The following is a 24,665-nucleotide window of genomic DNA, read 5'->3' on the forward strand; positions in this document are numbered from 1 at the left end:
AGCGCTATTGAAATACGGGTTTTATCCAAGACACATTATTTCATATCCAAAACGCATTCATTCATGAAGGCTGGGGAATTCATCCGTCCACAGCGTATGCCGCCAGTCGTCAGCCTCCTCCTGGGAGAGCAGGCATCGCTCGAGCTCGGATAGGTATTTCTCCCTATTCAGGTTTTGACCGATGAAAACCAGCTCCGTTTTTCGGTCGGCCCACTGCGGGTGCCATCGCGCTTCGATAGCCTCGCGGTGTTCCAGGTAGTCTGCATAGCGGTAGCGTTCGGATTCCGGAATGCTGCACCACCATACCCCCGCGCTTTCTATGCGTAGACTGCCGCCCGCCTGACTGAAGCTAACAGCCACATTGGGCCGTGAAGCCATCCAAAACAACCCTTTGGCCCGTATGATCTCGTTTGGGTACTGTTCGTTGAGAAATCGGTACCACCGCTGCGGGTGAAATGGGCGTTGTGCACGGAATACAAATGAGCCGATGCCGTATTCCTCAGTCTCGGGTGTGTGTTCATTTTCCAGCTCCCTGATCCAGCCCGCCGAAGCTGCTGCCGCTGCAAAATCAAAGCGTCGGGTACCTATGATCTCGCAGGGAGGCACCTTACCGAAATGTGATCGGATTACTTTAGCATCGGGATTCAGCTTCCGGATAGCCGCTTCCAGCACACCCACGGTCTCCTCGGCTACCAGGTCCGTTTTATTCAGCACAATCACGTTTGCAAATTCGATCTGATCCGTAAGCAGGTTCACGATGGTTCGGTTGTCCTGCCCATCATTCGTCAGCGCCCGGTCTTGCAGGGTTTCCGAAGTTCCAAAATCCCGGAAGAAATTGCAGCAATCCACCACGGTCACCATCGTATCGATGTAACTGAATGCCGAAAGATCGATGCCATTGTTTTCATCCACATAACTGAAGGTCTGCGCCACGGGAATCGGCTCGGAGATGCCCGTGCTCTCGATGAGCAAGTAGTCAAACCGTTCCTCCCTCGCCAGCCGCTCCACCTCAACCATCAGGTCTTCCCGTAGTGTACAGCAGATGCAGCCGTTGCTCATTTCCACCAACTTCTCGTCGGTACGCGAAAGCGTATTTTCCCGTTCCACCAGCTGCGCGTCGATATTCACTTCACTCATATCGTTGACAATAACCGCGACTTTCAGGTTTTCCCTGTTGTTTAGCACGTGATTCAGCAACGTGGTTTTGCCTGCTCCAAGGAAACCGCTCAATACGGTAACCGGTAATTTTTTTGCTGCCATGGTGATGTTCATTGTTTTCAATGCATCAAAGGTAGCTATTGAGAACCATAAAAGCAACATAGTTGCTTTTGTAATAAACCAAAGCGATCGCGTGCAGCCGCCTATTCTTGGGTGGCCTGCTTATCCGAATCGCGATAAGCCTCCGCATCCCAGGCAGCCTGTACGGCCATCCCTGCCTCCGTTGCCAGATCCGATTCCAGCATGGCCACGCCACCTGCCAGCAAGGCACGGTATCCAGCATGCAGCTCGCCTCGTGAAATCTGTCCATGGGTATACGCCCGGTCCAACTCAAACGACGTACCGCGGGCGGGTGTCACGCCCACTTCCCTAAGACCCGCAATCACCGTCGGATCCTTGGGTGGCTTGTGACCCACGAAAGCCACGATGTTTTCCATTGGCACACCCGCCGCCTGGAATTCAGCCAACGCCTCCATGGAAGGCACCATCACCTCCATCACGATATCCGGATCGTAACGGTATACCGCAGCCGCATCTTCCACGCTGTACACGATCAGCATGGCGTGTGCCTTCGCATGATGCTCCACGAGCAGTTTCGCCCGTTCGAGTGCCGGTATCCCCTTCTGGTCAAGTATTAATACCGTCTTTCCTTTGGCCCATTCGAGCGCTTCCGCCAACGTATTGACACCAAAAGGCGTCGTCCGACCATGCACATCTTTCAAATAGAGCTGGCGCAATTCGGCCAGCGTATGGTCAATGACCTTTCCGTTGCCAGTGGTCATGCGCGACAGCGTATCGTCGTGCAGCAATACTACTTGCCCGTCTTTCGTGTAGCGCGGATCGACCTCCATAAACGCCGGGGTATACGAAAGGGTCCGGGCAAACGTAGGGATGCTGTTTTCCGGGTAACCGGCTGCGGCGCCGCCACGGTGGGCGCTGATCAGCACCGCCCGATCAGGCTGATATCGCAGGTACGCCTTTAGTTCATCGGGGTTGTTGAATGCCAGGGTATGCATCGGCTCCTGCGCAAAGGCATCCGATAAAACGGATGCAGAAGCCAGCAGTGACACCGTGACCAGCACGGTCAGTTTCCGGAGGCCTGCCAAAAGAAAATAAGTGAACGTCTTCATCGTTTTTAAGGTTTTGTCGATGTATCGGGATTCCAAGCTGGCCATGCTGCCCGCTTACGTGTGGCTAGGTATTGAGCGGCCCGTTGAACCAATTCCGGATGCCGGGCCGCGACATCGTGTGCTTCTGCGCGATCCGCCTGAAGGTCATACAATTCGATGGGGCTTTGTCCCTTATGTGCCCGCGTATCCTTGCGGATCGCCTTCCAGCGGCCAAACCGCACGGCCTGTTCGCCGCGGCGCTCCATAAACTCCCAGTATAGGAATGTACGCGCCTGTTGCTGCGCCGGATGACCACGCAGCACCGGCCAGAACGAGATGCCATTGATACCGTCGGGAGCCGGGGATCCGCCCGCTTCCAGGAAGGTGGGCAACAGATCCCAAACCGCCAACGGGTGGTCCGACCGACTTCCGGCTGGGATTTTTCCCGGCCATGCGGCGATAAACGGCACGCGGATACCGCCTTCATGAAGCGACCCCTTGCGGCCGCGCAGTCCGCCGCTGGCATCGAAGAAATCGGGATCGGCCCCACCACCGGTAGCCGCCCCGTTATCTGACGTAAACACAATCAACGTATTGTCGAGCAACCCATTTTCTTCCAGCGCCTGCACCAGTTGCCCCACATACGTATCGAGCAGCGTAATCATCGCCGCGTAAGTCGCGCGTGGCGTCGCATTCGGCAGGTATCCCGGCCCGGTGTACGGCTTGTCGTCAAATTTTCCCCGATAGGGCTCAAGTGCACGTTCCGCCACCTGCAGTGCCATGTGCGGCAAGGTATACGCCATCTCCAGGAAAAACGGCCGGTCGCGGTGGTTGCGGATAAACCGCAACGCCTCTGCCGTCATGGTGTCGCAGGAATAGACCGTACCCCGGTAGTCCGCATAGCTCGCCGGGTCGTTCGGGTCGGCGCCCTCCGGTAACCGCTGGTGGGCGCTGGCCACAGCACCGGGCAGCGTCTCCCGCACGCCGTTTCGCCACAGGTGTTCGGGGTAGTAATTGTGCGCCTGTTTCTGATCAAGGTAACCATAGAAAAAGTCGAACCCTTGGCGATGGGGTTCGCCCGTTGAACTCGGTCCACCCAGCCCCCATTTGCCGATCAGCGCCGTGGTATAGCCCGCCGCTTGGAGCGCCGTACCCATCGTCACCGTGTTGGCCTGTAACGGAAGCTGGCCGAATTCCTCCCAATCCTCAAAACTACCCAATTCCAGGTTTCCCCGTATCAACCCATCGCCGGTATGCATCCCGGTCATCAGACTGCCGCGCGTTGGCGCACACACCGGATTGGCATAAAAATCCGTCAGCACCATGCCGTCGCGTGCCAGTTTATCCAGGTTAGGCGTCTGGATGCGTTGTTGCCCAAATGCACCGATACTGCCGTATCCGAGATCGTCCGCCAGGATCAGTACGATATTGGGTTTGTCCGCCTGTTGGGCCGCGGCGTGTTGCGCTTCCACCCGCGGTGCAGCGCCCAAGGCAAGCAGGAGTATTGCAATTTTTTGTCGCATCGCCTTAATAATTATTCTGTTCCAGTTTCGGGTTCTGATCGATGGCATCCTGCGGGATCGGCATCAGGTAATTCTTCGCCGGGTCGAACGTGATCGTACGCACATTGACCTTTTCATAGTTGAGGTTATCGCCACTGCCCGTGATTTTCATGCCCCGCACTGGCTGGCTAAACACCTCCTCGGCCGTCCGCCAGCGCAACAGGTCGTAGAAATACTTGCCCTCGAAGGCAAGCTCCACCCGTCGTTCACGGCGGATGCGGTTGCGCATCTCCGCCTGCGAAAGCCCTTCCGGCAGGTGCGGTAAGTTGCCCCGATCACGGAGTGCGTTGATCGCCTCGTACACACTTGGGTCTGGCCCGGTCGCCTCGTTCTGCGCTTCGGCATAGTTCAGCAGCACCTCGGCATACCGATAGATCACGACATTCGAGCCATTCAGGTTATTGTTCAGCGGCATCAAGCTCGGGTCGAGCAATTTGCGGAGCCCGTAGCCCGTCTGGTTGCCGTTGCCCGAGACGGTAGGCGTAAACTCGTTGTAATTGTTGGGGATACCCAGCCGCGTATAGTACGTGCGGCCCTGCCACGGCACACCGTCGTAGAGGATGGTAGCATAAAACCGCTCATCGCGGTTATCGTACGGTTTTCCCGGATTGAACATCGCCGAACCTTCCGCTTCCGTCTTGCCATCTTTAAACTCAAACTGGTCTACCAGGTTCTGCGACGGCGACATGGCCGACCATCCCGATCCTTTTTCCGCCCATAATACCCCCCAGAACTGGTGGGTACGGATATTCCGGATCACCGGTGCGTACTGCACATCGAAAATGATCTCCTCGTTATTTTCATTTTCCGGCAGGAATATCCCGCCGAAATCCGGGAACAGCCGGTACACCTTCGATTCGATGATTGCCCGGTTGGTTTCGGCAGCTTCCTGCCACTGGCCTGCGTACAATTGGGCCGCCCCCTTCAGCGTCATGGCTGCCCCCCAGGTGGCACGCCCCACGTCCGCACCGCTCCACGACTCAGGCAAGTCCGCCGCCGCCAGATTGGCCTGTTCCACCAGGAAGGCGATGCACTCCTCATAGGTGTTCCGCGGCCGAAAGATCGCGTCGCCCTGCGTCGTATTATCCAGTACCTCGACGATCAGCGGTACGCCCCCGTAGAGGTCGATCAATGTCTTATAGAAATGCGCCCGAAGGAAAATAGCCTGCGCCAATAGAACCTGCTTCTGGCTTTCATCGAAAGACGCCTGCCCAACCTTTTCGATAAACAGGTTGCACTTGCGGATGTTGGCATACATCTTACTCCACGTCTGGTTAAAAATCGGGTTGGACGGATTGTAGCTGTTGTTATCGAACAGTTGCCGCGAGGGGATGCCCGCCACCGGCCCAGACACTGCATTATCCGTAAAATTGTCGAGCGGATCGTTACTGATCTGGCTGGGCAGGTGTAGCCAAGTACCCACGATAGGCCCCGCATTGAGCACATCGTAAATATCGTTCAATACAAACCCCGCCGTCGTCGGCGACTCCCAAACGATGGCGTCACTTAGCCGGTCAGTCGGTGTGATCTCCAAAGCATTTTCACTGCAAGCACCGGTGCACAGCAGTGCAGCGGCAAGTAAATAGTGTGTTGGTTTCATCTTCGTTTATGGTGAAATTCCCGTTCCAATTAAAAATTAAGCGACAAGCCCAGCGTATATACCTTTTGCTGGAAGTAATAGCGCGCCCGGTTCTGGCTCATTTCCGGATCGATGTGTTTGAACGACGAAAACGTCAGCAAATTCTGGCCCGATAGCGACAGGCGCGCCTGTCGTACCGCCACCCGCGCCAGTACCGATGGCGGGATGGAATACCCCAGCTCCAGGGTTTTCAGTCGCAAGTACGAACCGCTCCGTATCCAGAAGGAGGATATCTGCTCGTTGTTAGTCACGGGCGCCGGCGTAAGGCGTGGAAAATCCGCATCTGTATTTTCGGGTGCCCAGTAATCGAGCTGGTAGTGTGCCATCGTCGCCCCGTTGAAAAACGGATACGCCAGATCACCTGCCAGGTAGAGGCTGGCATTGCCCGCGCCCTGGAACAGCGCATGCAAATCGAACCCTTTCCAAGCCAGCATCGTGTTAATTCCGTAGATGATTTCCGGAAACTGCGGCTTACCAATAGCCGTCTCATCGTTGATGTCGATGCGACCATCGCCATTCAGGTCGCGATATTTGATATCACCCGGGTACACCCGTCCGTAAGTCGGCACGGGCATTTCCTCCCGCAAGTTACCCTCGCCATCGAAGTCCGCCTCCTGGTACAGTCCGTCGTCCTGCAATCCGAAGCGGGTATTCCACGGCCTGCCCGTGCGGCGTCGGTTCGGATTGTTGTAGGTTGCCTGGTTTTCAAACGTCTGGATGACTTTATTGCTCGCGTACGAGAAATTACCCCCCACCTGAAATGCCAAGCCACCGCTCGTGTTGTGTTTATAATCTACACTGAACTCCAATCCGCGGCCTTCCATTTCACCCGCGTTGACCTGGGCGATACCAATGCCGTACTCAGCCGGCACGGTCGTAGCCGGTGGCATCAGCATACCCGACCGACGCTCAAAGAACACGTCAAAGGTGGCCGAAAGCTTGTTGCGGAAAAACTGCGCGTCCAGCCCCACATCCGTCTTAAGCGCCGTTTCCCACGTGATGTTGGGATTGGCCTGAGCCCGTTCGAAAATGCCCTGCACCTGCGTAGGATTGGTACCGCCAAACACATATCCGCTCTTGATGCCATAGGCCGTCAGGTACTGGAATGCGGAGCCCGCCAGGTTGCCCGATTTACCGTGCGATGCCCGCAGTTTCAGCTCGCTGAGCCAGTCTACACGATCTTTCAGAAAGCTTTCCTCGGAGATGCGCCATCCCGCCGAGAAAGCCGGAAAAAACGCATACCGCTTACTGGGAGCAAAATAGTAGTGGCCGTCATACCGCCCTGAAACCCCCAGCAAGTAGCGATCGTTGAACGCATAGTTGAGCCGGTACACCCAGCCCTCCTGCACCCACTGCGAAGACGAGCCGTCGTTATCGAAATCCGCACGGTTGCTGCTACCCTGCCCGATCTCGTCGAGCGGCACTGTATAGTTGATGCGTGATGCACTGAGCTCCCCATCGGTTCCTTTTCGGTTTTCGTAGACCACGAGTCCATCGATGTTGTGGCGTCCTATCGTCTTCTTATACGTCGCATATAGCTGGATGGTCTGGGCATAGCGCTCGTCTACCCCCTGCTCCAGCGTCGGCAAGTTAGGGCCCGTCTGCAGCGGCACGAAGTCGTTGTTACCATCCATCCCGTAAAAGGTAAGCGGCAGGCTCCAGGTCTTGCTCGTGTCAAACACCTTGCGATACGCATAAACACCACGCAGCGTCAAGCCATCGGCAAACGGTATCCGCTGTTCGATTTCGGCACGCAGATTGGTCACGTTGTTGCGCTTGCGGTCGTATCCGCTATCGTAGATCGACGGCAGCACCGCATGGGCCGGCAGGCCGTTGCTATACTGAATCGGGAAGATAGACGGTGTTTCCTTCGCCGTCGAAAAAAGCGATGCCGGTTCAACACCGGCCGGCGCATTGCTCGCGCCAGCCACCAGATTTACGTCGATCAGAAATTTAGTGGTTTTGGTTACGTCGGCGTCCACGTTGGCCGTCACGTTATAGCGGTTGTAATCGATGGTTTCAACCACCCCTTCCTGCGCCAGGTAGCCACCGCTCCCAAAAAACCGGATACGCTCGCTGCCCCCGGTGAATGTCAGCGAATGCTTCGTCATCGGCGTATGCTTGCGGACCAGCTGCCCTACCCAATCGGTATTCGGAAAGCGATCCGGATCCGAGCCGTTGCGGTAAAATTCCAACGCCTCGGCGTCAAACGGCTCGGGATTGCCCATATTGGCATTTGCCTGGTTGAGCGTAGACGCGTAATCAAAGGCATTGAGGTATGTGGGAATCGCCGTGGGCGTTTGATAGCCATAGTACCCATTGTAGGCGAAGGAAAAGGTGCCGGCCTTTCCCCGTTTAGTGGTCACCAACACCACGCCGTTTGCCCCCGCCAGCCCGTAAGGCGCCACGGCCGCGGCATCTTTGAGCACGGTGACGGTTTCGATATCATCCACGTTGAGCAGGTTATAGTCCATCGGCACACCATCTACCAGCACCAGTGGCACTGCACTTCCCGTGGTATTGATGCCCCGTATCCGGATGGTCGCCTCATCGCCGCCCGGCGCACCGGAATTGCTTCGCGCCAGCACACCAGATACGCGCCCGGCGAGCGAACTGCTCACGTTGGCTACCGGCGCGCGTGCCAGCTCTGCACCCCCTACCGAGGCGATGGCACCCGTCACATCCGCCTTGCGCTGGGTACCGTAGCCCACCACAACCACATCTTCCATGCTGATCACCTGTTGCTGGAGCGTCACATCAACGGTTTCCCTACCGGAGACGGCTATTTCCTGCGCCAGGTATCCGGTGTAAGAAACCACCAACACCGCATCGGGCGGCAGTCCCGAGAGCTGGAACCGCCCCGTGGCATCTGTAATCACGGTGTGTTCGCCACCCTTGTGGCGTACGGTGGCACCCCTTAGTGGCGTTCCTTCCGCATCGCGCACGGCTCCGCTCACCGTTTGCTGCACCGCCTTCACCGCAATGCGCCTGGCCAAAGGTGCCGCTTTGATTACCACCGCATTATCATCAATCGAAAAGGTAAGGGGTTGTCCTTCAAAAATCGTTGTCAGCACCTCAGGCAACGGCGCATCTTGTACGTGGATGGACACCGGCGGTACCGCCTTGATCAGTTTGGCATCGTAGAAGAAATCATACCCCGTCTGCTGCCGTATCTTCTCGATCAGCTGGCGCAACGGAATATTGTGCTCATTCAGCGTTAATGGCTGCGCATGCGTGCGGGCGGAGACCTGCACGATCGCAATCAGGACAAAAATTAACGTAGCTTTCATGATTAGCAAGCATTTTCGGTACAGTGATAGGTTATCGCGTCGCGTACCGAATGAATATAAATTCATATCTTTGGGTGTTTGAAGTGGAATAAATTGTTCGCAATCGATTTCAGGAAACTTCCAAGCATTTGCCCGGAGGCGCGCCAACGCTTCCGGGTTTTTGGTGTCCCCCTGTGTGTGGTTATTTTTTCATCACGGTGATCCTCCTTCCTTTTCCTGTTGATTGTTCGATTTGGAACCGCAGTTGGTCGGTCCGTTCCATGATGTTCAGAATCGTGGATATACGCTCGGCCTTAGACACCATCCCGCCGAAGGTAAGGTCACCGAAGTCGCCCACATAGTCGACATCGGTGTCGTACCACCGGGCCAACTCGTCCATGATATCGTGTATCGGTGTATCTTCGAAATAGAAATACCCCTTCTGCCATGCCATTACCTTTTCGAGGTTAGCTGGCACGACGGCAAATGAACCATCTATGCTGGCAACGGCCTGCTCACCGGGTTTCAGCACGCGGCTTGCCGCACCGCGGTTGAACGCCACGGAGCCCTCCAAGAGCGCCGTTTCCAATGGCAGGTCACCGTACGCCCGGATGTTGAACCGCGTGCCCAGCACATTTACCGCCGCATCCCGAACCTTCACCACAAAAGGTCGGTCCGCATCATGTGTCACCTCAAAATAGCCCTCTCCTACCAGCTCCACCTCACGTTTCGCACCGTGGAAACTGGCCGGGTATGTCAACCGGGAATCGGCGTTGAGCCATACGCGTGTACCGTCCGGCAACGTGATGGCATAGCGCCCTCCGCGGGGCACCACCAAGTGATTGAGGGCGCTTGCACCTGCCGGTTGCTGCCCCGAGTATACGATCGAACCATCCTTTTCCTTACGGATCTGCACGCCATCTTGGGTCGCCAGCAGCCCCTGTCGCTGTTCATCCAGCGAGATGGCCCGGCCATCAGCCAAGATCAGTTGCGCGCGGTCACTTCCCGGCTCCAAATCGGTTACGGCGGTAGTCATCGGGGCCGCTGCTGGCCGATCGCTGTCTGCCAACCACCACGCTCCGGCCAAGCAGCAGACCAATGCGATGGACGCTGCCGCATAACACCAGTGTTGAAGCCGCCATGCAGGGCGGGCAGCGGATGACATCCCGGCATCGATGCGTGCTTTCATCCGACGCTTCAACGCCATTCTGTCCGCATCGGGCAGTGTCGGCAGCACGCCTTCGCTTTCGCCGTGCATACGTCGAAACGCCTCTTCATCCAAGCGATAGCCGGTCAGAAACTGCTTCAGAATGCGTATGAATCGCTGGTCGGGGCGCATAGCTCTTGTTTTCCTATAAAGACAGTGCGATGCGAAAAAGTCCCATGACTTTTTTACTTTTTTTCACCCTGCAAAAAATTTGCATCCTAATGAATTAACGTTTATCATTGCACACACCCAATTGTAATCCGCCGCGATACGCGGATCCGATTTAGCGTTATACGAAGAGAAAACCGAGTTTGGTTTCTTAACATCTTGTTAACAGCAAGTATAAGCGCAATGGACAGTTTTGCAAAGATGGCTTTCAATAGATCAACGGACGACGAAGATAAGCGGCTTTGGCAGCTGATTCAGACCGCAGGCTGCCATGCTTCGTTTGATCGCCTATACGAAAAATACTGGGCATATGTTTTTGAGCTCGCCTACGCCCGCACGAAAGACCTCAATCTGGCCGAAGACATTACCCAGGGTCTATTCCTTCGCCTGTGGGAAAAGCGGCAATCGCTGCATATCGCTAATATCCCGAATTACCTCTTTATTGCCGTAAAGAATGGTGTGCTCAATTGGATAAAGGCTGAGCAGCGGAAATCGCCGCTAACGGCTACCTTGGCTGAACTTAGAGAAACCGACACAGCCGCCGACCATCCGCTGCTTTACCAGGAGCTGTTATCGATTCACGACGAGCTCGTCGACCAATTTACGCCCGCGCAACAGGAAATCTATCACATGCGCTTTCGCGATGATCTAACCACCAAGGAAATCGCCGAAAAGCTGGGCATTTCGCGCAAGACCGTGCAAAACCAAGTGCATCTGTGCGTTACCAAACTCAAGAAAGCCATTTCCTTGTTATATACTATATTTTAAGTTGTCACTAAGGGCAGCATCCTCCTGTATGACGACGGCCGTTCCGTAGCTGGATCGCAACTTGCCGGAGCCGCGGTCGATATTTTATTTAAACTTATAAAGCAAAGCTATTTAAGTGGAAAGAAAAACGATGAAAAATGTTAATAAAATAGGTTGACAACTGTCAACAGCTACGGATTGGTACTAAAAATTGACCCATTGGCGATCAGGGCGCGGCGATTCATCTTCAGGATATCCAACACCCACTGCGCAAAATCCTCGGGCTGCAGCACTTTGTCCGGGTTGCCGTCAGTTAATTTGAGCTGGATACTCATATCGGTAGCAATCGTGCTCGGGGTCAGGGTGATGACCCGGATATTATCTTTACGCCATTCGGCCATCATCGACTGTGAAAGCGAGATCACCGCCGCTTTGGATGCAGCGTAGGCAGACAGGCCAGCCCCACCTTTAAGTCCGGCGGTAGACGCCACATTCACGATATCACCGTGTCCGGATGTTTTCAGGTGCGGATACAGAGCTTTGGCAACATAATACACACCATAGAGGTTGGTATCAAAAACCTTCTTAAAATCTGCCGAGGACATTTCCATCACGGCTCCGAATTGGCCTACTCCGGCGTTGTTGATCAAGATATCCACGCCACCCAATGCGTCGGCGAGCTCGCTGACACCGCTTTGGACCTCCTCTTCATTTGCCACGTTAAAAGCCGCATAACTCGCCTCGACGCCCTGCACCCTAAGCTCCGACACCGCCGTTTTTAGGTTTTCCTCATTTTGCCCGGTAATACCAACGTGTACGCCTTCAGCGGCAAGCGCCAGCGCCACTGCTTTGCCCAAACCGCGGCTTCCGCCGGTTACGATTGCTTTTTTTCCTGTTAAACTATTCATCGTTAACTTGTATTAGTTGTTCTTTCAAAGGTAGGAATATTCCGAAAAAGCATGCCACCGGTTTCGATGAATGTCCGCCAGACCAAAACTAGGCAGCTATTCTTTTAGGTCTTCCATGATGTTTGACCGGGTAGACAACAACACCTGTAATGCAATGACCCCAATAGTAATTATACTCACGGAAAGGCACAATAGTGCATAATCCGCAACGTCAGCGGAAATCCGGTAAGCAAAATTGTTCAGCCAGGAATTGGCCACCAGCCAGGAGACAGGGAGTGCAACTGCTATTGAAACAGCCCCAATTAGTGCAAATTCGTTTATCATTAACCTAACGATATGAAGTGCTGAGGCACCAATTACTTTTCTAATACCGATTTCTTTCCGCTTAAGTTGCAATGAAAATGCCATTAACCCAAATAAGCCCAGCATCGATATCACTACTGCCAAAATAGCGAAATACCTTCCGAGCACCATCACTTGCTTTTCAGACGTATACAATGCGTCATATTGTGCATCTAAAAACTGAAACTCAAAGGGCAGCTCAGCATTATAGGAATGATAGACCTCCTGGATATCATTCACGACCGAACCCATGTCAGCGCTTGATAGTTTGACGGCAATATTGTCTACCTCAGAAGTGATAATGAGCAAGCAAGGCTTGACATTTTCATAGAAAGATTCGTAATGGAAGTCTTCGGTTACTCCCACAATTACCTTATCTTCTCCCCAAACCCTGATATGCGCGCCGACCGGATCTGTCAACGCCATCGCTTTGGCAGCTGCGTTATTGACGAGTATAGCTTGTTCTGGCTGGAAATTCACCGGAAATGGCAGCTGCTTTAACAGCTTTATTCCCAGAGTTTGGGTAAAGTTTTTGTCTACAAACAAATATTTAAAGGTGACTTCGCTGTCGTCGGTTTTTGCTGGCCATTCTACACCACCGGTTGACGTGACATTAACCGTCAGGCTTCCATTGAAGCCCGAAGCGCGCTCGACATTGGGTATCCCCTTAATTTCATTCATAAAGGCAGCGGTCTGGTCTTTCAATGCCCCTTCGGCCCTGATCAGCAATACCTGTTCCCTGTCTATCCCCAAATTATCGGATTGAATAAAGCGCATCTGTTTATAGACGACCACTACGGCCACCACCATGAGCATGCTCATGCACAGCTGAAAGCTGACCAGAACTTTACGAAACATGATACGGGAAAAGGACGTTGGCAGTATTCCTTTCATCGCTATCTTCGGCAAAAGACGGGAAAAATAAAGAGCAGGATAACTGCCAGCAATGAGTGCAACTAACAAATTCATTCCAAACAGGAAAAAGACGCTCGGTAGATCGGGATAAAAAATGAGTTTTCCTCCGGTAAGATCGCTAAGCATGGGTAGGGCGAATGCAAGAATAACCGCTGAACAGCAAGTCGCCAAACAAGTGACCATGCCGGCCTCAGACAGGACCATGCCGATCAGGTTCCACCTACTAGCTCCCATAAGTTTGCGGACACCTACCTGCTTTATCGTTGCGGACGATCTTGCGGTGGCCAGGTTCATAAAATTAACGCACGCGATGATGAGTATGAGCATTCCGATAAGGGAGAATAACCTGACATAGGCTATTCTTCCGCCTACGGATTTGCCATTCTCATAAGTACCATACAGATACTTGTCTGCATAGCGCCGTATATCAAGAGACTGACTTGCATCGCCGTTTTTACTGGCCAGAAAGCCGGCAATCTTATTGCGGAAATCGCCTTCCTTTGTATTCTGGCGGAGCAGTGCGTAGGTGCTCGGCTCGTTGTTTTTCCAGTCATTTAGCTCCGGATACTCCCGTGTATAAGCGGAGAAAGGAATAAGTACATCGAATTCTTCGGAGATTTTGCCTCCGGGGTGCCGGTATATGCCGCTTATGACACAGGATGTTTCGCTTCCGTTCTTATACCAGCTCACCTGCCTTCCCACCAGGTTGTTTTGCTGCCCAAAGAGGCGAAAGGCGAGCTTGTCTGAGATCACAATCCGGTTAATTCCTTTGAGCGCATCGTCTGGATTTCCTTCGACAAACGGATAGGGAAATACGGTAAAGAAACCATCGCTGACATACCATTCAGCTGCCCGCAAAGCGTTGGAAGCGGTAACCAGGACGCCTTTGGATACGGATCCGGATTTCAGGACAGTTACCGCCCGATCGACTTCCGGCAGTTCCTGCATTAATGCGTCCGCAAGCAGCGCAGGTGTCCATTCAAGGGTTCGTATGCTTCCGTCGTGCTGCTTCACATGGTTAATAACCTGATAAATTTGGTCGTCCAGTTCGAAGATCCGATCCCGCTGCAGCTCACTGCGCACCCAGAAATATATACACAAGGCACTCGTCAGGGCAGTTGAAAGACCGATCAAATTAAGGCTTGTGGCGAGACGATCCTTCCAGATGAATCTCCATATAAACGTGAAATAATTGGGTAGCAATCTCAGCTTCATAAGTAATCAATTTGTCAAAAGACTACCGGCTATTTAAAAAGTTGCATGTGCATTAAGATTTTCCTATCAACGGGGATCGGGTCATCCGCTCAGCAGACTGTCCGTCGATGGAAAGGCCACTGCGTTGGCCGGTGCGGAACCAAGGCACAACTATTTTTCCGTAAAAAGGGTGGTCAACACCTGATGTCGGAAATCAAAGATGTGGTTTAATTTTTTCTGAACTACGCCTTGGATAAGGTTGCCGAGCATCCAGAAGGGCAATTGATAGTCAACGGTGTCATGCATCAGTACGCCGCCGTTGTTCGGGATAAACTCGTGGTGATGGTGCCATAACCGATAGGGACCTTTCTTCTGGATGTCGGTAAAGCTACGCTCATGATCGACGTGGGTGATTTCGGTTTGCCATTTCAGGCGTATCCCGAACAATGGTGACACATAATAATCAATGCGCATGCCTTCGTAAATCGGCTGATTACCTACGGGTGTACGCACCGTGAACTTCATATCGGGCGGCGTAATCCTGGCCAAGTTGCCGGGAGCGGAGAAAAATGCCCAAGCGACGTGGATATCGCAAGGCAATTGTTGGGATCGTGTGAGTCGATATGTTTTCATATACGAAGGTGCCTAAAAAACCCGTGGTAGTTACGACAACCGATTATTTTAAGTAAGAAAACGATTCATACCTTTGCGAATGCATATAACAAAAGTCCCAGTAAAGGTAACAATACGTATCGAGGCCGCGACGTCAAAAGTGTGGCAATACCTGACCGTGCCTGAATTCATGGAACAATGGATGGGCGAGCCGGAAATGCACGTCAACGTGCATACCGATTGGAAGGTATCTCATCCGATCCGCATCGCCGGCTTTCACCATGTGGCCTTTGTGAACACCGGCACGGTACTGCAATTCGGCCGGGAAAAAGCCATCCGATACACCCACCTGAGTTCACTATCGCGCTTGGCAAACCGACCGGAAAACCATTCGGTCATCGGTTTCAAATTGTTGCCCAATGAGGGACAGACAGACCTTGCGGTAACGGTGACCAACTTTCCCACCGAGGCGATCTATCGGCACCTGGCGTTTTATTGGCGGTCGACGGTTCCCCTGCTAAAACGGATCATTGAACAGGGCGGCTAACTAACTGATATTTGTTGTTCGCTCAAAAATAGGTATATTTCGGGAAAGCATGCCACCGGTTCGAGATGAATGTAAGCAACAAGGACGTCAACAGTTAATGCGTATAACGATTTCACGGTACGGCTCGGCCTGCCCCCTACCCCGTGATTTTTAACGACTGTATTTGTTCACCGGCGATCTCAAAATGGTAGCTCAGTACAGTAGGGCTACCATCAAAAGTGCCTGAAATCTCTGCTTTCAAAATACAAGTTGTTCCGTTTTCTTCAAAACTGACCGGTTTCATTACCGTTTTGTATTTTTCGTTGGCATCCGCAATCCAACGTTCAATTTCCGTTCGCCCGTTGTGCGTCTTGCCCTCATCCAATACAACGGCCCCTTCTGCAAAACAATTTGCATAAGCGGTACTGTCGTAGCTGTTTTGTGCGTTTACTAAACTTGCTATTGTTTTTTGTAGTTTCATCGTTCTTGATTTTTAATAATGCGTCAATGTTGTTTATTTAGATCGTGGGAATTGTTCCACCGTCAATGACATATTCTGTTCCTGTTAAATAGTTGGCCCTTGGCGAAACCAAAAAACCAACCAGTTCGGCAACTTCTTCAGGCTGTGCCGGTCTGCCGATAGGTATGCCACCCAAACTTTTCATGACCTGCTGTACCGCTTCTTCAACTGTAACTCCTGTTCTTTCCGCAATTTCATTCATCATTCCTGTTGCACCGTCTGTTTGAATCCATCCGGGTGAAACCGTTAATACCCGGACGCCTTTCGGTGAAACTTCGTTTGATAAATTTTTACTGTAATTGATTAATCCCGCTTTAGCTGCGGCATAAGGCAATGTGGAATCGTACAGGGGCAAGCGGCCCTGGATCGATGCAATGTGAATGATAACGCCTTGACCGCGTTCAACCATTTGCGGTAAAAACCCCCGGTCTAACCGAACCGGTGCAAGTAAGTTGGTGTGGATGGTTGTTTCCCAGTCTTCGTCCGTTAGGGTTGTAAAGCCACCGCCTTGCGTTTGAGACGAACCCAGGTTATTTACCAAAATGTCCAACCTGCCGAATGCTTGCAAAACGTGCGAAACTACTCTCTGTGTACCGGCGGATTGTCTTAAATCTGCCGGAATAAAATGTAGTTTTTCGTTGGGTGGTTCGGGCGGATTTCTTGCGGTGATGATAACGGTTGCACCTGCGTTTACTAATCGTTCGGCAATGGCTCTCCCTGTTCCTTTTGTTCCGCCTGTTACCAACACAATTTTGCCTGATAATTCATCATTAAAATTAAATACTTGTCCCATTTGCTGAATTTTAATGCAAAATTGACAAGTATGTTTCACAGCGACAAGTACGGAAAAACGAATTGCATAGGGAGAAATTTTTCCCTGTTGCGCATTTTGGAACATTGGGCTACATTTGTTAAATGTACGAAAGAAAGATACCGTTAAGCCTCAATTGCGGTTTGGATTTGATTGGCGAAGTGCTTTATGGCAAGTGGAAAATCCGTTTGCTGTGGTTTATCAATGAAGGGCACAGACGCCCAAGTGAACTGCAGCGAAAAATTCCCGGTGCTTCACGCAGGGTGTTGCATATTCAGTTGAAAGAATTGGAAGAACATGAGCTGATCACTAAAGTTATTTATCCGGTTGTGCCGCCAAAAGTGGAATACAGCCTTACCGAATTTGGTAAGACGTTGCTTCCTATCATTGCTAAACTCGGTAAATGGGGCGATGAAAACGAGGAGCGATTGCGGAATGTGATTGTGAAGCGCGGAGCGTCAACTTCAGCTATGAAATAGCGTTTACAACAGCCAGTTACCCACCACCACGTCTGGCTGGCAGACATGCAAACGGGAGCCTTCACACCGTTTGAGCCGTTAAGAAATCGCGAAAACGTCAAGTCGGCCAACTACGATGCGGTGACCGGCGCACTGGTCTATACCATTGCCGAGGAAAGCTGGTGGACGCACCACGTGTATGGCATAAACCCCGGTTTTCGCATCCAGATACCCGATATGAAAGCGTATAAAGTCCGTGTAGCCCGATAACCGCATGCCGGCCTCCGCGTTTTGGCAGCTATGACCGGATAAGCCGATGAAATTACGTCATCGGCTTATCTTTTTATTTCAAAACAGTGAACCAAATCCCCTAATAATTGGCCGGATCTGCCAAACTCTATACGATATTTTGACTCATCGTTGTATGGTCAATAGGGACAATTGAACATTAAAAGTTGAAACACCATGAAAAGAACAGCAAAAGCACACTGGACAGGTAATCAAAAAGAGGGCAAAGGCGACTTGACTACGCAAAGCGGGTTCCTGAGCCGGGCGAACTACAGCTTCAAAACGCGCTTTGAGGGCGGGGAAAAGGGTACGAATCCGGAAGAGTTGTTGGCCGCGGCCCATGTCGGATGTTTTACCATGGCGGTAAGCTTTGCGCTCACCGGCTTCTGATGCATTAGCGAGGCCGGGCAAAATTAACTTATAAATAACACAGGATATTTTAATTGCGCCAGGTACTAAAACTACCTTTGCGGCTTGGAAACTTGTGATGGATAATAGCATGCATTATGATTCTGACCAAGGCCTGATCGAAGCCCTTCGGGTGGGTGAAAGGAATGCTTATGAGCAGCTGGTAAGTGAGCATTCCAAACGATTACTACAAGCGGCGTTCAACAGGCTGGATAGCAAGTTTGATGCGGAAGATATGGTGCAGGACCTACTGATGGAGCTTTGGGAAAAAAGGGAAACCCTGACGATCGAAGGGGGTGCGTTGTCGGCCTACCTCAACGTTGCGCTCCGCAACCGCATATTTACGCACTTCCGCCGCGCTGCGCTGCATAAGCGGGCAGTCCGCCATCTGTTGGAACAAATGGAAACTATGCAATCCTCCATCCTAGAAACACTCGTACGACAGGACATGGAGACGCTATTGTCCGAAGCTGTATCTGAGCTACCCGAAAATATGCAGAAAATTTTCATCCTGCGTGGGGAAGACTATTCGCTAAAAGAAATTGCAAAAGCACTCGGCCTCGCCGAACAGACGGTCAAAGGCTACAGCTCGGAAATGATCCGCAGGCTACACCGCACACTGGCCGCAAGGCAGCCCGGCCTGGATAGGTCGTTCCTGATTGTACTAACTTATCTATTAACAAAAAATTAATAAGTTCTTCAAAATTCCGAAACATACTTTTCGCGTTGCCGTCCGTCCTTCAGGCAAAATTACAGTACGTGAAAATCACTTTCATCACTCAGTTAATAGCCCGGTATAAGGAGAAGACGGCTACTCCGGCCGAGCGCTATGTCCTGGAACGCTGGTACGATTCCTTCGATATTAACGGTAAAGATGCCCCTTGGCTGGATGACCCGGACTACTTGAAGAGTTTTCAGGAAAAAGCATTGTCACGGATCGAAACCCGACCGCTGCGGAGGAAATGGCAGCGCACGCCATGGATACGCGTTGCGGCAGCAATTTTGCTGATAGGTTCGATAGCAACCGCCCTATATCTCCGCTCAAACCGGGAGCCGCAAGAGCGCCATGCGGAGCACCATTCCTATGAGTTTGCGACCAGTGCCGGACAAACGAAGCGTGTGGTGCTTTCCGATAGTACAGAGATTTTCCTCAACGCAAATTCCACCCTCCGGCTTGCTGGAAATTTTGGCCGCGAAAACCGCAATGTATACCTCATAGGTGAAGCATTATTCAATGTCAAGCATGATCATACCCGCCCCTTCATCGTGCATACCGAATCACTGGTGGTGAGGGTGCTCGGCACGTCCTTTAATGTCAACGCATACGGCAGCCTCAACCAGGTACGCATTGGCGTGGAAAAAGGGCGGGTAGCAGTGAGCCACGAGGAGGCGGCCATTGGCAAGCTCATCGCCGGAGATCAGCTTAGTTTTGACCGACGTAACGGTCAATATGAGCTCCGGTCCGGCGTGCCGGTAGACCGTGCTTGGGTAAACGGAAAAGTTCAGTTGGCAAATGCAGATTTCGCCGAGCTTTGCCAGGTATTCCACAATACCTACGGTGTACACTTAAAAAGTGATGACCCGGCTGTGCAGAATGGCCGGTTTAATCTGACCGTCAACCGGGCACGCCCCTTAGCGGAGGCCGTGGAAAAACTTTGCACATTGATCGGAAAACAACATAGAAAGGAGGGAACGGACCGAATCATTATCCAATAATGAAAAAAGCAGGGATGCATAGTGCAAACCCTGCCAATAGGTCTTGGTGGATGGAAGCTTCGAACCCTATCCATGCACCGAGCTGGCGATATTTAATAATCATATCAAATCACCGACCCCAAATATAGCGATTAGTTTCACGATATCGTTTGGGGGTATAACATAAAAATGGACAAAATTCTTTTACCAAAAATTATGAGAACACTCTCCGTAATCCAGGTTTTGCTGATTGCGGGTTTGATGAGTCTCCGCGCCGAAATGAGCAACGCCCAGGTGCTGGAAAAACGAGTAAGCGTTTCCTATGATAACCAGACACTTGATCAGGTGGTGCTTGATCTACAACGCAGGACGAATGCAGAATTTGCATTTATGGGCAGCCTTGGTTTATCTAAGATCCAGGTCAGCAAAGTAAATTTTACGGAAAGAACCCTCGGAGAAATATTAAGGATATTACTCGGCGAACACGGCCTCTCGTTTTTCGAACGGCAGGGCACAATTTTCATTACGGCAGGACAGCCACGTAGCGTCACCGGCAAAGTCATGGACTCGCAAGGGCATCCGCTGGCGGGGGCCACGATCGCCGTGAAAGGGAGCCCAATGATCAGCGCCGTTTCCGAAGCTGACGGCGGCTTCAAACTTGCCGTGCCGTCCGGAACTGAACTGCTGGTGGTTTCCTTTATCGGATATCTGTCACAGGAAGTCCCGCTCACTGGGACTGCAAATCTTACGATCCGTCTGCTCGCCGACGCGCAGGTGCTGGAAGACGTCGTTGTGGTCGGCTATGGCACACAGCAGAAAAGTGACCTTACCGCTTCCATCTCTCAGGTGAGCGGGCGGGATATCGCAAACACAACGGTGTCTAACGTAGCGATGGCCCTGCAGGGCCGGGCCGCTGGTGTGGAAATATTAAACAACGGTACTCCCGGAAAGACCCCAAATATCCGAATCCGCGGCATGGGGTCTATCAATGCCACCGACCCCCTCGTCGTGCTTGACGGCGTGCCGGTAGACATGACGGTATTTGCGCAACTATCAACCCTGGAAATCCAATCGATTGAGATTTTAAAAGACGCCGCCTCCGGCGCCATTTATGGCACACGGGCAGCAAACGGCGTGATTCTTGTGACCACCAAGAGCGGAAATTTCAATCAACCAACCACGATCCGACTGAATGCCTCGGCCGGGGTCAACGACGTCATCAAACGATACCCCGTGCTCAATGGCGAGCAGCTCTATGCCCTTAAACGGGAAAGTTTTGAAATCAACGGGCTCACGGTGCCGGCGGTCAGCCCCTGGTCAGACAACTATTACAATGCCACACGGACCGACTGGCAGGATGAGTTTTTCCAGCTTGCCCCCTACCAAGATTATAATCTTGCCGTTTCCGGCGGCAACGACCGCACGACCGTCAATGCCAATTTTAACTACCGCGATGAAGACGGAACGCAGATCAACAGCTCGTTTGAGCGGATTGGATTCAGTCTAAAGGCTACACAAAAAATTTCTGACCGGTTTCAGCTCACAAGCAGCCTTCGGTTAAACAAAAACCAAGACCAGTTAAACTACGACGCGCAAGCCTCTTCTGGAACCTTATTTGCCGCCTACTTTTTTCACCCATCCATCCCCGTGAAGTATGGGAATGGGAATTTGGGAAGCAGCCTGGACAGCGAACCTTTTGCCGAAGGCGATTGGGGGTCAGGACGTGCACACAATGACTTAGGGGATATGTGGAACCCCGTTTATAAAGCTACTGAAGAATGGTATACCAACGAGTCTATGAATGCGCTGGTCAACCTGAAAGCAACCCTACAGATCACCGACCACCTCGAGTTAACAGGCAGTACAGCTTACACTTACCGAAATGCACAACGTGAGGTGTTTAACAAGCCTACGCCCCTGCAATCGCGTACTATCGCCAATCCAGTACTGACTAAAGGCACCGCTTCGAGAACGTCATGGCTGGGCGAACTTTATGCCACCTACAGCCGGCGTTTCGGTCAGCACGACCTTGTTATAACGGGTGGGACTACCGCGCAAACGTTTGACGGCGAAGACCAAGAGATGCGGGGTGAAGGTTTCGCCTCGTTAGCGAAAAATCACCTTGTACTGAATAATGCCGATGTGCTGACCGGATCAGGGTCACCTATAGATCCCACGGCTCTGGCCTCCTTTTTCGGGCGGGCCAACTATCAGTTTGCCGCCAAATACTTTTTGTCAGCCACTGTTCGCGCAGACGGTTCCTCCAGGTTCGCCAAGGGCAACAGGTGGGGCTATTTCCCGGCATTTTCCGCCGGATGGCGTATATCGGATGAACAGTTCATGGCTGGCCTTCCAGCGCTGTCCAACCTGAAGCTGAACGTCGGTTGGGGTGAGCTGGGCAATCAGAATGTGACACCATTCCAATACCTCGGCATCTACGCCAAAGACCAGCGCTATATCATCGGGGGGCGCAACGTCACAGGGACACGACTTCAGTCGTTTGCAAACCGGGACATCACCTGGGAAAAAAGCGCCACGACCAATGTGCTTCTAGAGATTGGTCTATTTGAGCAGGCGCTTAAAATCGATGCGGCCTATTTTGACAAGCGGACCCAAGATATGCTCATTCCATCCATCAGGCAGCTCACCATGGGTAACATTACCATTCCAAACTCAAATATCGGCGATATTCGCAATCATGGCTTCGAATTTGAGGTCAGCGCCATGCACCAATTTGACGATAATACCTATCTCAACGTTGGTGCAAACGCCTCACTTATAAAAAATAAGCTAATTAAGCTAAACGGCGAAAACTCGTTTCTATCCGGGAACGGGCCTACACGCAGCTATGAAGGCGGGGAGCTTTCTGCATTTTACGGCTGGAAAACAGCAGGCATCTACCAAACACAGGAGGAGATCCAAAGCGACCCGAATATCGCCAACGACAGCCGGAAAGCCAACATCGCGCCCGGAGACGTCCGTTTCCTGGATTTGAATGGCGACGGCAGGATCGGCGACGAAGACCGGACTAATATCGGCGACCCAAATCCCTTCATGAGCTACGGCTTCTTTATCCAGGTAGACCATGGTCCGTTTAGCCTTTCCGCAAATTTCAGTGGCCGCCTGGGGTATGAAGTTTATGACGCCATTATGATGCGCAACATACAGGCCAACCAGAAATTCAACATGCACGCCAATGCCTTGGAGCGTTGGACCGGCCCCGGAAGCACCGAAAAATGGCCCCGGCTGACCCGTGTATCCGCGAACGAAAATTACCGGGAATCCGACCTCGCCGTAACTGACGCCAGCTACCTGCGACTGAAAGATTTAGTGGTCGGATATCAGCTGGCCAACAAAAGGCTTGCTGCGATAGGTGTTAAACAGGCGAGGCTGTTTTTGGCTGGCCGGAACCTGCTAACGCTGACCGGCGCAAACATCGTAGACCCCGAAGAAAATTCCGGGTTTAGCAATGTGAGCCGAGGCATCATCTACACCGAATATCCCCAATCGAAAACTTACACATTTGGCTTAGATCTCACGTTTTAATACCATTCATCATGACAAGAAAATTAATTGCGCTTTTTTTCATCGCCCAAACGTCCGTATCATGCAACAGCTTTCTCGATTTGGAGCCGGTAGGAAACCGTACCGAAGCCGACTTTTTTAGTTCGGAAGCAGACCTTACCGATGCCATTGTGGGCGTATATGCCGCCTATCAAACCAGCGCGTTTGCCCGTGACGAGCTGTTCTGGGACAATCAGTCTGACGACCATTGGCGGGCAGGCGATCACAGTGATGACGAAGACATCGAAACTTTTAATACCAATACGTACAATGCCAAGGTAGCCAATACCTACCAGGGCAAATACGATATTATCGCCAAAGCGACGGGCGTACTGCTTGGGGCACCCAAAGTTGCAGCGCAATCATCGATCAGTGAGGACACCTACAACACCATTGTGGGCGAAGCTTACTTCCTCAGGGCATTCGCCTATTACCGGTTAATGATTCTCCATGGTGAGGTACAGCTCATTAACGAAGACGAGGTCACCGCGGGCAATTACAATGTGCCCAAGTCAAGCTATACCGAGGTTAGCGACTTCATTATTCAAGATTTAGAACAGGCAGCAAATTTATTACCGCTCCGAAACGAACCGTCTCGCGTAAACAAGGGCGCTGCATGGGCTTTATTAAACATGGTCTATATGGATCGGGCGCGTGAATACGCCGACGAGGAAATGCTGGGCAAGGCCATTAGCAGTGGGCGACAGGTAATTGATAATTATGCCCTGGCAGAAGACTACCATGCGTTATTTCTGCCCGGAAACGAGGGTGTCGAAGAAGTGCTTTTTGTACTGATGAACGATGTCCCTTGGATGGGAGACTTAAACCGTATGCCTGCTCACCGCGGCCCCCGGCCCTGGGGAGCGTACGGTTTTCAGGAACCGCTTGATGACCTTGTTGACGAGTTTGAAGCCGGCGACGAACGCAAAAGCGCTACTGTCATTTCCGATGGCGAGTCTATCTGGCGTAATGATTTAGGTTGGGTTGAGCACACCCCCGGATTATCCAGCACCGGAAACAGCTATACCAAATACATGCATTTTAATCAGAACGGGTCGTATAACCGCACCCTGAACGTACCTTTGCTCCGTGCCGCCTACACCTACCTCATGGTTGCCGAAGCACAGATCCGGCTGGATGGGCCGGGCGCGGGAGACGCGCTGATCAATGAGGTTCGAAAACGGGCGGACCTCGTCCCTATTGCCGGTGCAGGCATCAACGACCTCATGCATGAAACACGTGTAGAGATGGCCGGCGAAAATATGCGCCATCAACACTTGTTGCGCTGGGACAAAGCCGGCATCATCGATCTGGAAGAATACTACGCACGTCCTGAGAAGATGCACCCCTCAGACGTGGGGCGGCGGGTATTTCGGCGTCCGAAGAACTATTACCAACCGTTGCCTTTGCTTGCAATAGATAACAGCAACGGCGTGCTCGTCCAGAACCCGCTTTGGATCGGCGAATAAATATTCACATACTTAGCGTAATTAAAAAAAACGATA

20 protein-coding genes are annotated in these 24,665 nt (G+C 52.1%); 9 read left to right on the top strand and 11 right to left on the bottom strand.

Features of this window, described 5'->3' with window-relative positions; all coding sequences use genetic code 11:
• Positions 1–57 precede the first annotated feature (57 nt).
• From ACFQRK_RS08980 to ACFQRK_RS09005, 6 genes are all read right to left on the bottom strand, one after another.
• A complete protein-coding gene (locus ACFQRK_RS08980; RefSeq protein WP_379005737.1) occupies positions 58–1,260 on the bottom strand; it encodes a GTP-binding protein in 1,203 nt (400 codons plus the stop codon).
• A gap of 101 nt (positions 1,261–1,361) precedes the next feature.
• Complete coding sequence (locus ACFQRK_RS08985; RefSeq protein WP_379005738.1) at positions 1,362–2,348, bottom strand: glycerophosphodiester phosphodiesterase family protein; 987 nt, start codon at positions 2,346–2,348, stop codon at positions 1,362–1,364.
• 5 nt (positions 2,349–2,353) lie between these two features.
• Positions 2,354–3,850, bottom strand: coding sequence for an arylsulfatase (locus ACFQRK_RS08990; protein ID WP_379005740.1), 1,497 nt, complete (start codon positions 3,848–3,850; stop codon positions 2,354–2,356).
• Between the two features lie 4 nt (positions 3,851–3,854).
• Positions 3,855–5,489: a RagB/SusD family nutrient uptake outer membrane protein gene (locus ACFQRK_RS08995; RefSeq protein ID WP_379005742.1), complete on the bottom strand. Its 1,635-nt coding sequence runs from the start codon at positions 5,487–5,489 to the stop codon at positions 3,855–3,857.
• 29 nt (positions 5,490–5,518) lie between these two features.
• The gene (locus tag ACFQRK_RS09000) at positions 5,519–8,818 is read right to left on the bottom strand and encodes a TonB-dependent receptor (protein WP_379005744.1); all 3,300 of its coding nucleotides are present in this window, start codon (positions 8,816–8,818) and stop codon (positions 5,519–5,521) included.
• Between the two features lie 181 nt (positions 8,819–8,999).
• Positions 9,000–10,136 (bottom strand): FecR family protein, encoded by a 1,137-nt coding sequence (locus tag ACFQRK_RS09005; RefSeq protein ID WP_379005746.1) that lies wholly within the window; start codon positions 10,134–10,136, stop codon positions 9,000–9,002.
• A 219-nt stretch (positions 10,137–10,355) separates the two neighbouring features.
• Here ACFQRK_RS09005 and ACFQRK_RS09010 point away from each other — a divergent pair, with 219 nt between their 5' ends.
• Positions 10,356–10,940, top strand: a complete 585-nt coding sequence (locus ACFQRK_RS09010) for a sigma-70 family RNA polymerase sigma factor (RefSeq protein ID WP_379005748.1) — start codon at positions 10,356–10,358, stop codon at positions 10,938–10,940.
• A gap of 170 nt (positions 10,941–11,110) precedes the next feature.
• Here ACFQRK_RS09010 and ACFQRK_RS09015 read toward each other — a convergent pair whose 3' ends face one another.
• The 3 genes from ACFQRK_RS09015 to ACFQRK_RS09025 form a co-directional block, all read right to left on the bottom strand.
• A complete protein-coding gene (locus tag ACFQRK_RS09015) occupies positions 11,111–11,827 on the bottom strand; it encodes a 3-ketoacyl-ACP reductase (protein WP_379005750.1) in 717 nt (238 codons plus the stop codon).
• Between the two features lie 96 nt (positions 11,828–11,923).
• Positions 11,924–14,299, bottom strand: a complete 2,376-nt coding sequence (locus ACFQRK_RS09020) for an ABC transporter permease (protein ID WP_379005752.1) — start codon at positions 14,297–14,299, stop codon at positions 11,924–11,926.
• A 150-nt stretch (positions 14,300–14,449) separates the two neighbouring features.
• Positions 14,450–14,911 (bottom strand): hypothetical protein, encoded by a 462-nt coding sequence (locus ACFQRK_RS09025; RefSeq protein WP_379005754.1) that lies wholly within the window; start codon positions 14,909–14,911, stop codon positions 14,450–14,452.
• A 79-nt stretch (positions 14,912–14,990) separates the two neighbouring features.
• Here ACFQRK_RS09025 and ACFQRK_RS09030 point away from each other — a divergent pair, with 79 nt between their 5' ends.
• Positions 14,991–15,437, top strand: coding sequence for an SRPBCC domain-containing protein (locus ACFQRK_RS09030; RefSeq protein ID WP_379005756.1), 447 nt, complete (start codon positions 14,991–14,993; stop codon positions 15,435–15,437).
• 136 nt (positions 15,438–15,573) lie between these two features.
• On the opposite strand, the gene ACFQRK_RS09035 is transcribed toward ACFQRK_RS09030, so the two are convergent.
• Complete coding sequence (locus ACFQRK_RS09035; RefSeq protein ID WP_379005758.1) at positions 15,574–15,897, bottom strand: nuclear transport factor 2 family protein; 324 nt, start codon at positions 15,895–15,897, stop codon at positions 15,574–15,576.
• Positions 15,898–15,934: 37 nt separating this feature from the next.
• The gene (locus ACFQRK_RS09040) at positions 15,935–16,834 is read right to left on the bottom strand and encodes an SDR family oxidoreductase (protein WP_379005760.1); all 900 of its coding nucleotides are present in this window, start codon (positions 16,832–16,834) and stop codon (positions 15,935–15,937) included.
• 17 nt (positions 16,835–16,851) lie between these two features.
• On the opposite strand from ACFQRK_RS09040, the gene ACFQRK_RS09045 reads away from it, so the two are divergent.
• The 7 genes from ACFQRK_RS09045 to ACFQRK_RS09075 all read left to right on the top strand — a co-directional run bounded on the left by ACFQRK_RS09045 (position 16,852) and on the right by ACFQRK_RS09075 (position 24,629).
• On the top strand, positions 16,852–17,226 hold the full coding sequence (locus tag ACFQRK_RS09045; protein ID WP_379005762.1) for a winged helix-turn-helix transcriptional regulator: 375 nt from the start codon (positions 16,852–16,854) through the stop codon (positions 17,224–17,226).
• 45 nt (positions 17,227–17,271) lie between these two features.
• On the top strand, positions 17,272–17,475 hold the full coding sequence (locus ACFQRK_RS09050) for a hypothetical protein (protein WP_379005763.1): 204 nt from the start codon (positions 17,272–17,274) through the stop codon (positions 17,473–17,475).
• A 195-nt stretch (positions 17,476–17,670) separates the two neighbouring features.
• Complete coding sequence (locus tag ACFQRK_RS09055; RefSeq protein ID WP_379005765.1) at positions 17,671–17,883, top strand: OsmC family peroxiredoxin; 213 nt, start codon at positions 17,671–17,673, stop codon at positions 17,881–17,883.
• A 97-nt stretch (positions 17,884–17,980) separates the two neighbouring features.
• Positions 17,981–18,592: an RNA polymerase sigma factor gene (locus tag ACFQRK_RS09060; protein ID WP_379005767.1), complete on the top strand. Its 612-nt coding sequence runs from the start codon at positions 17,981–17,983 to the stop codon at positions 18,590–18,592.
• A 68-nt stretch (positions 18,593–18,660) separates the two neighbouring features.
• Entirely contained in the window at positions 18,661–19,617 is a 957-nt protein-coding gene (locus ACFQRK_RS09065; RefSeq protein ID WP_379005769.1) for a FecR family protein, read from the top strand.
• A gap of 195 nt (positions 19,618–19,812) precedes the next feature.
• Positions 19,813–23,142 (top strand): SusC/RagA family TonB-linked outer membrane protein, encoded by a 3,330-nt coding sequence (locus tag ACFQRK_RS09070; RefSeq protein ID WP_379005771.1) that lies wholly within the window; start codon positions 19,813–19,815, stop codon positions 23,140–23,142.
• An 11-nt stretch (positions 23,143–23,153) separates the two neighbouring features.
• Positions 23,154–24,629 (top strand): RagB/SusD family nutrient uptake outer membrane protein, encoded by a 1,476-nt coding sequence (locus tag ACFQRK_RS09075; RefSeq protein ID WP_379005773.1) that lies wholly within the window; start codon positions 23,154–23,156, stop codon positions 24,627–24,629.
• Positions 24,630–24,665: the final 36 nt, after the last annotated feature.

The organism is Parapedobacter sp. GCM10030251, from assembly GCF_042666505.1.
GTDB lineage: Bacteria > Bacteroidota > Bacteroidia > Sphingobacteriales > Sphingobacteriaceae > Parapedobacter.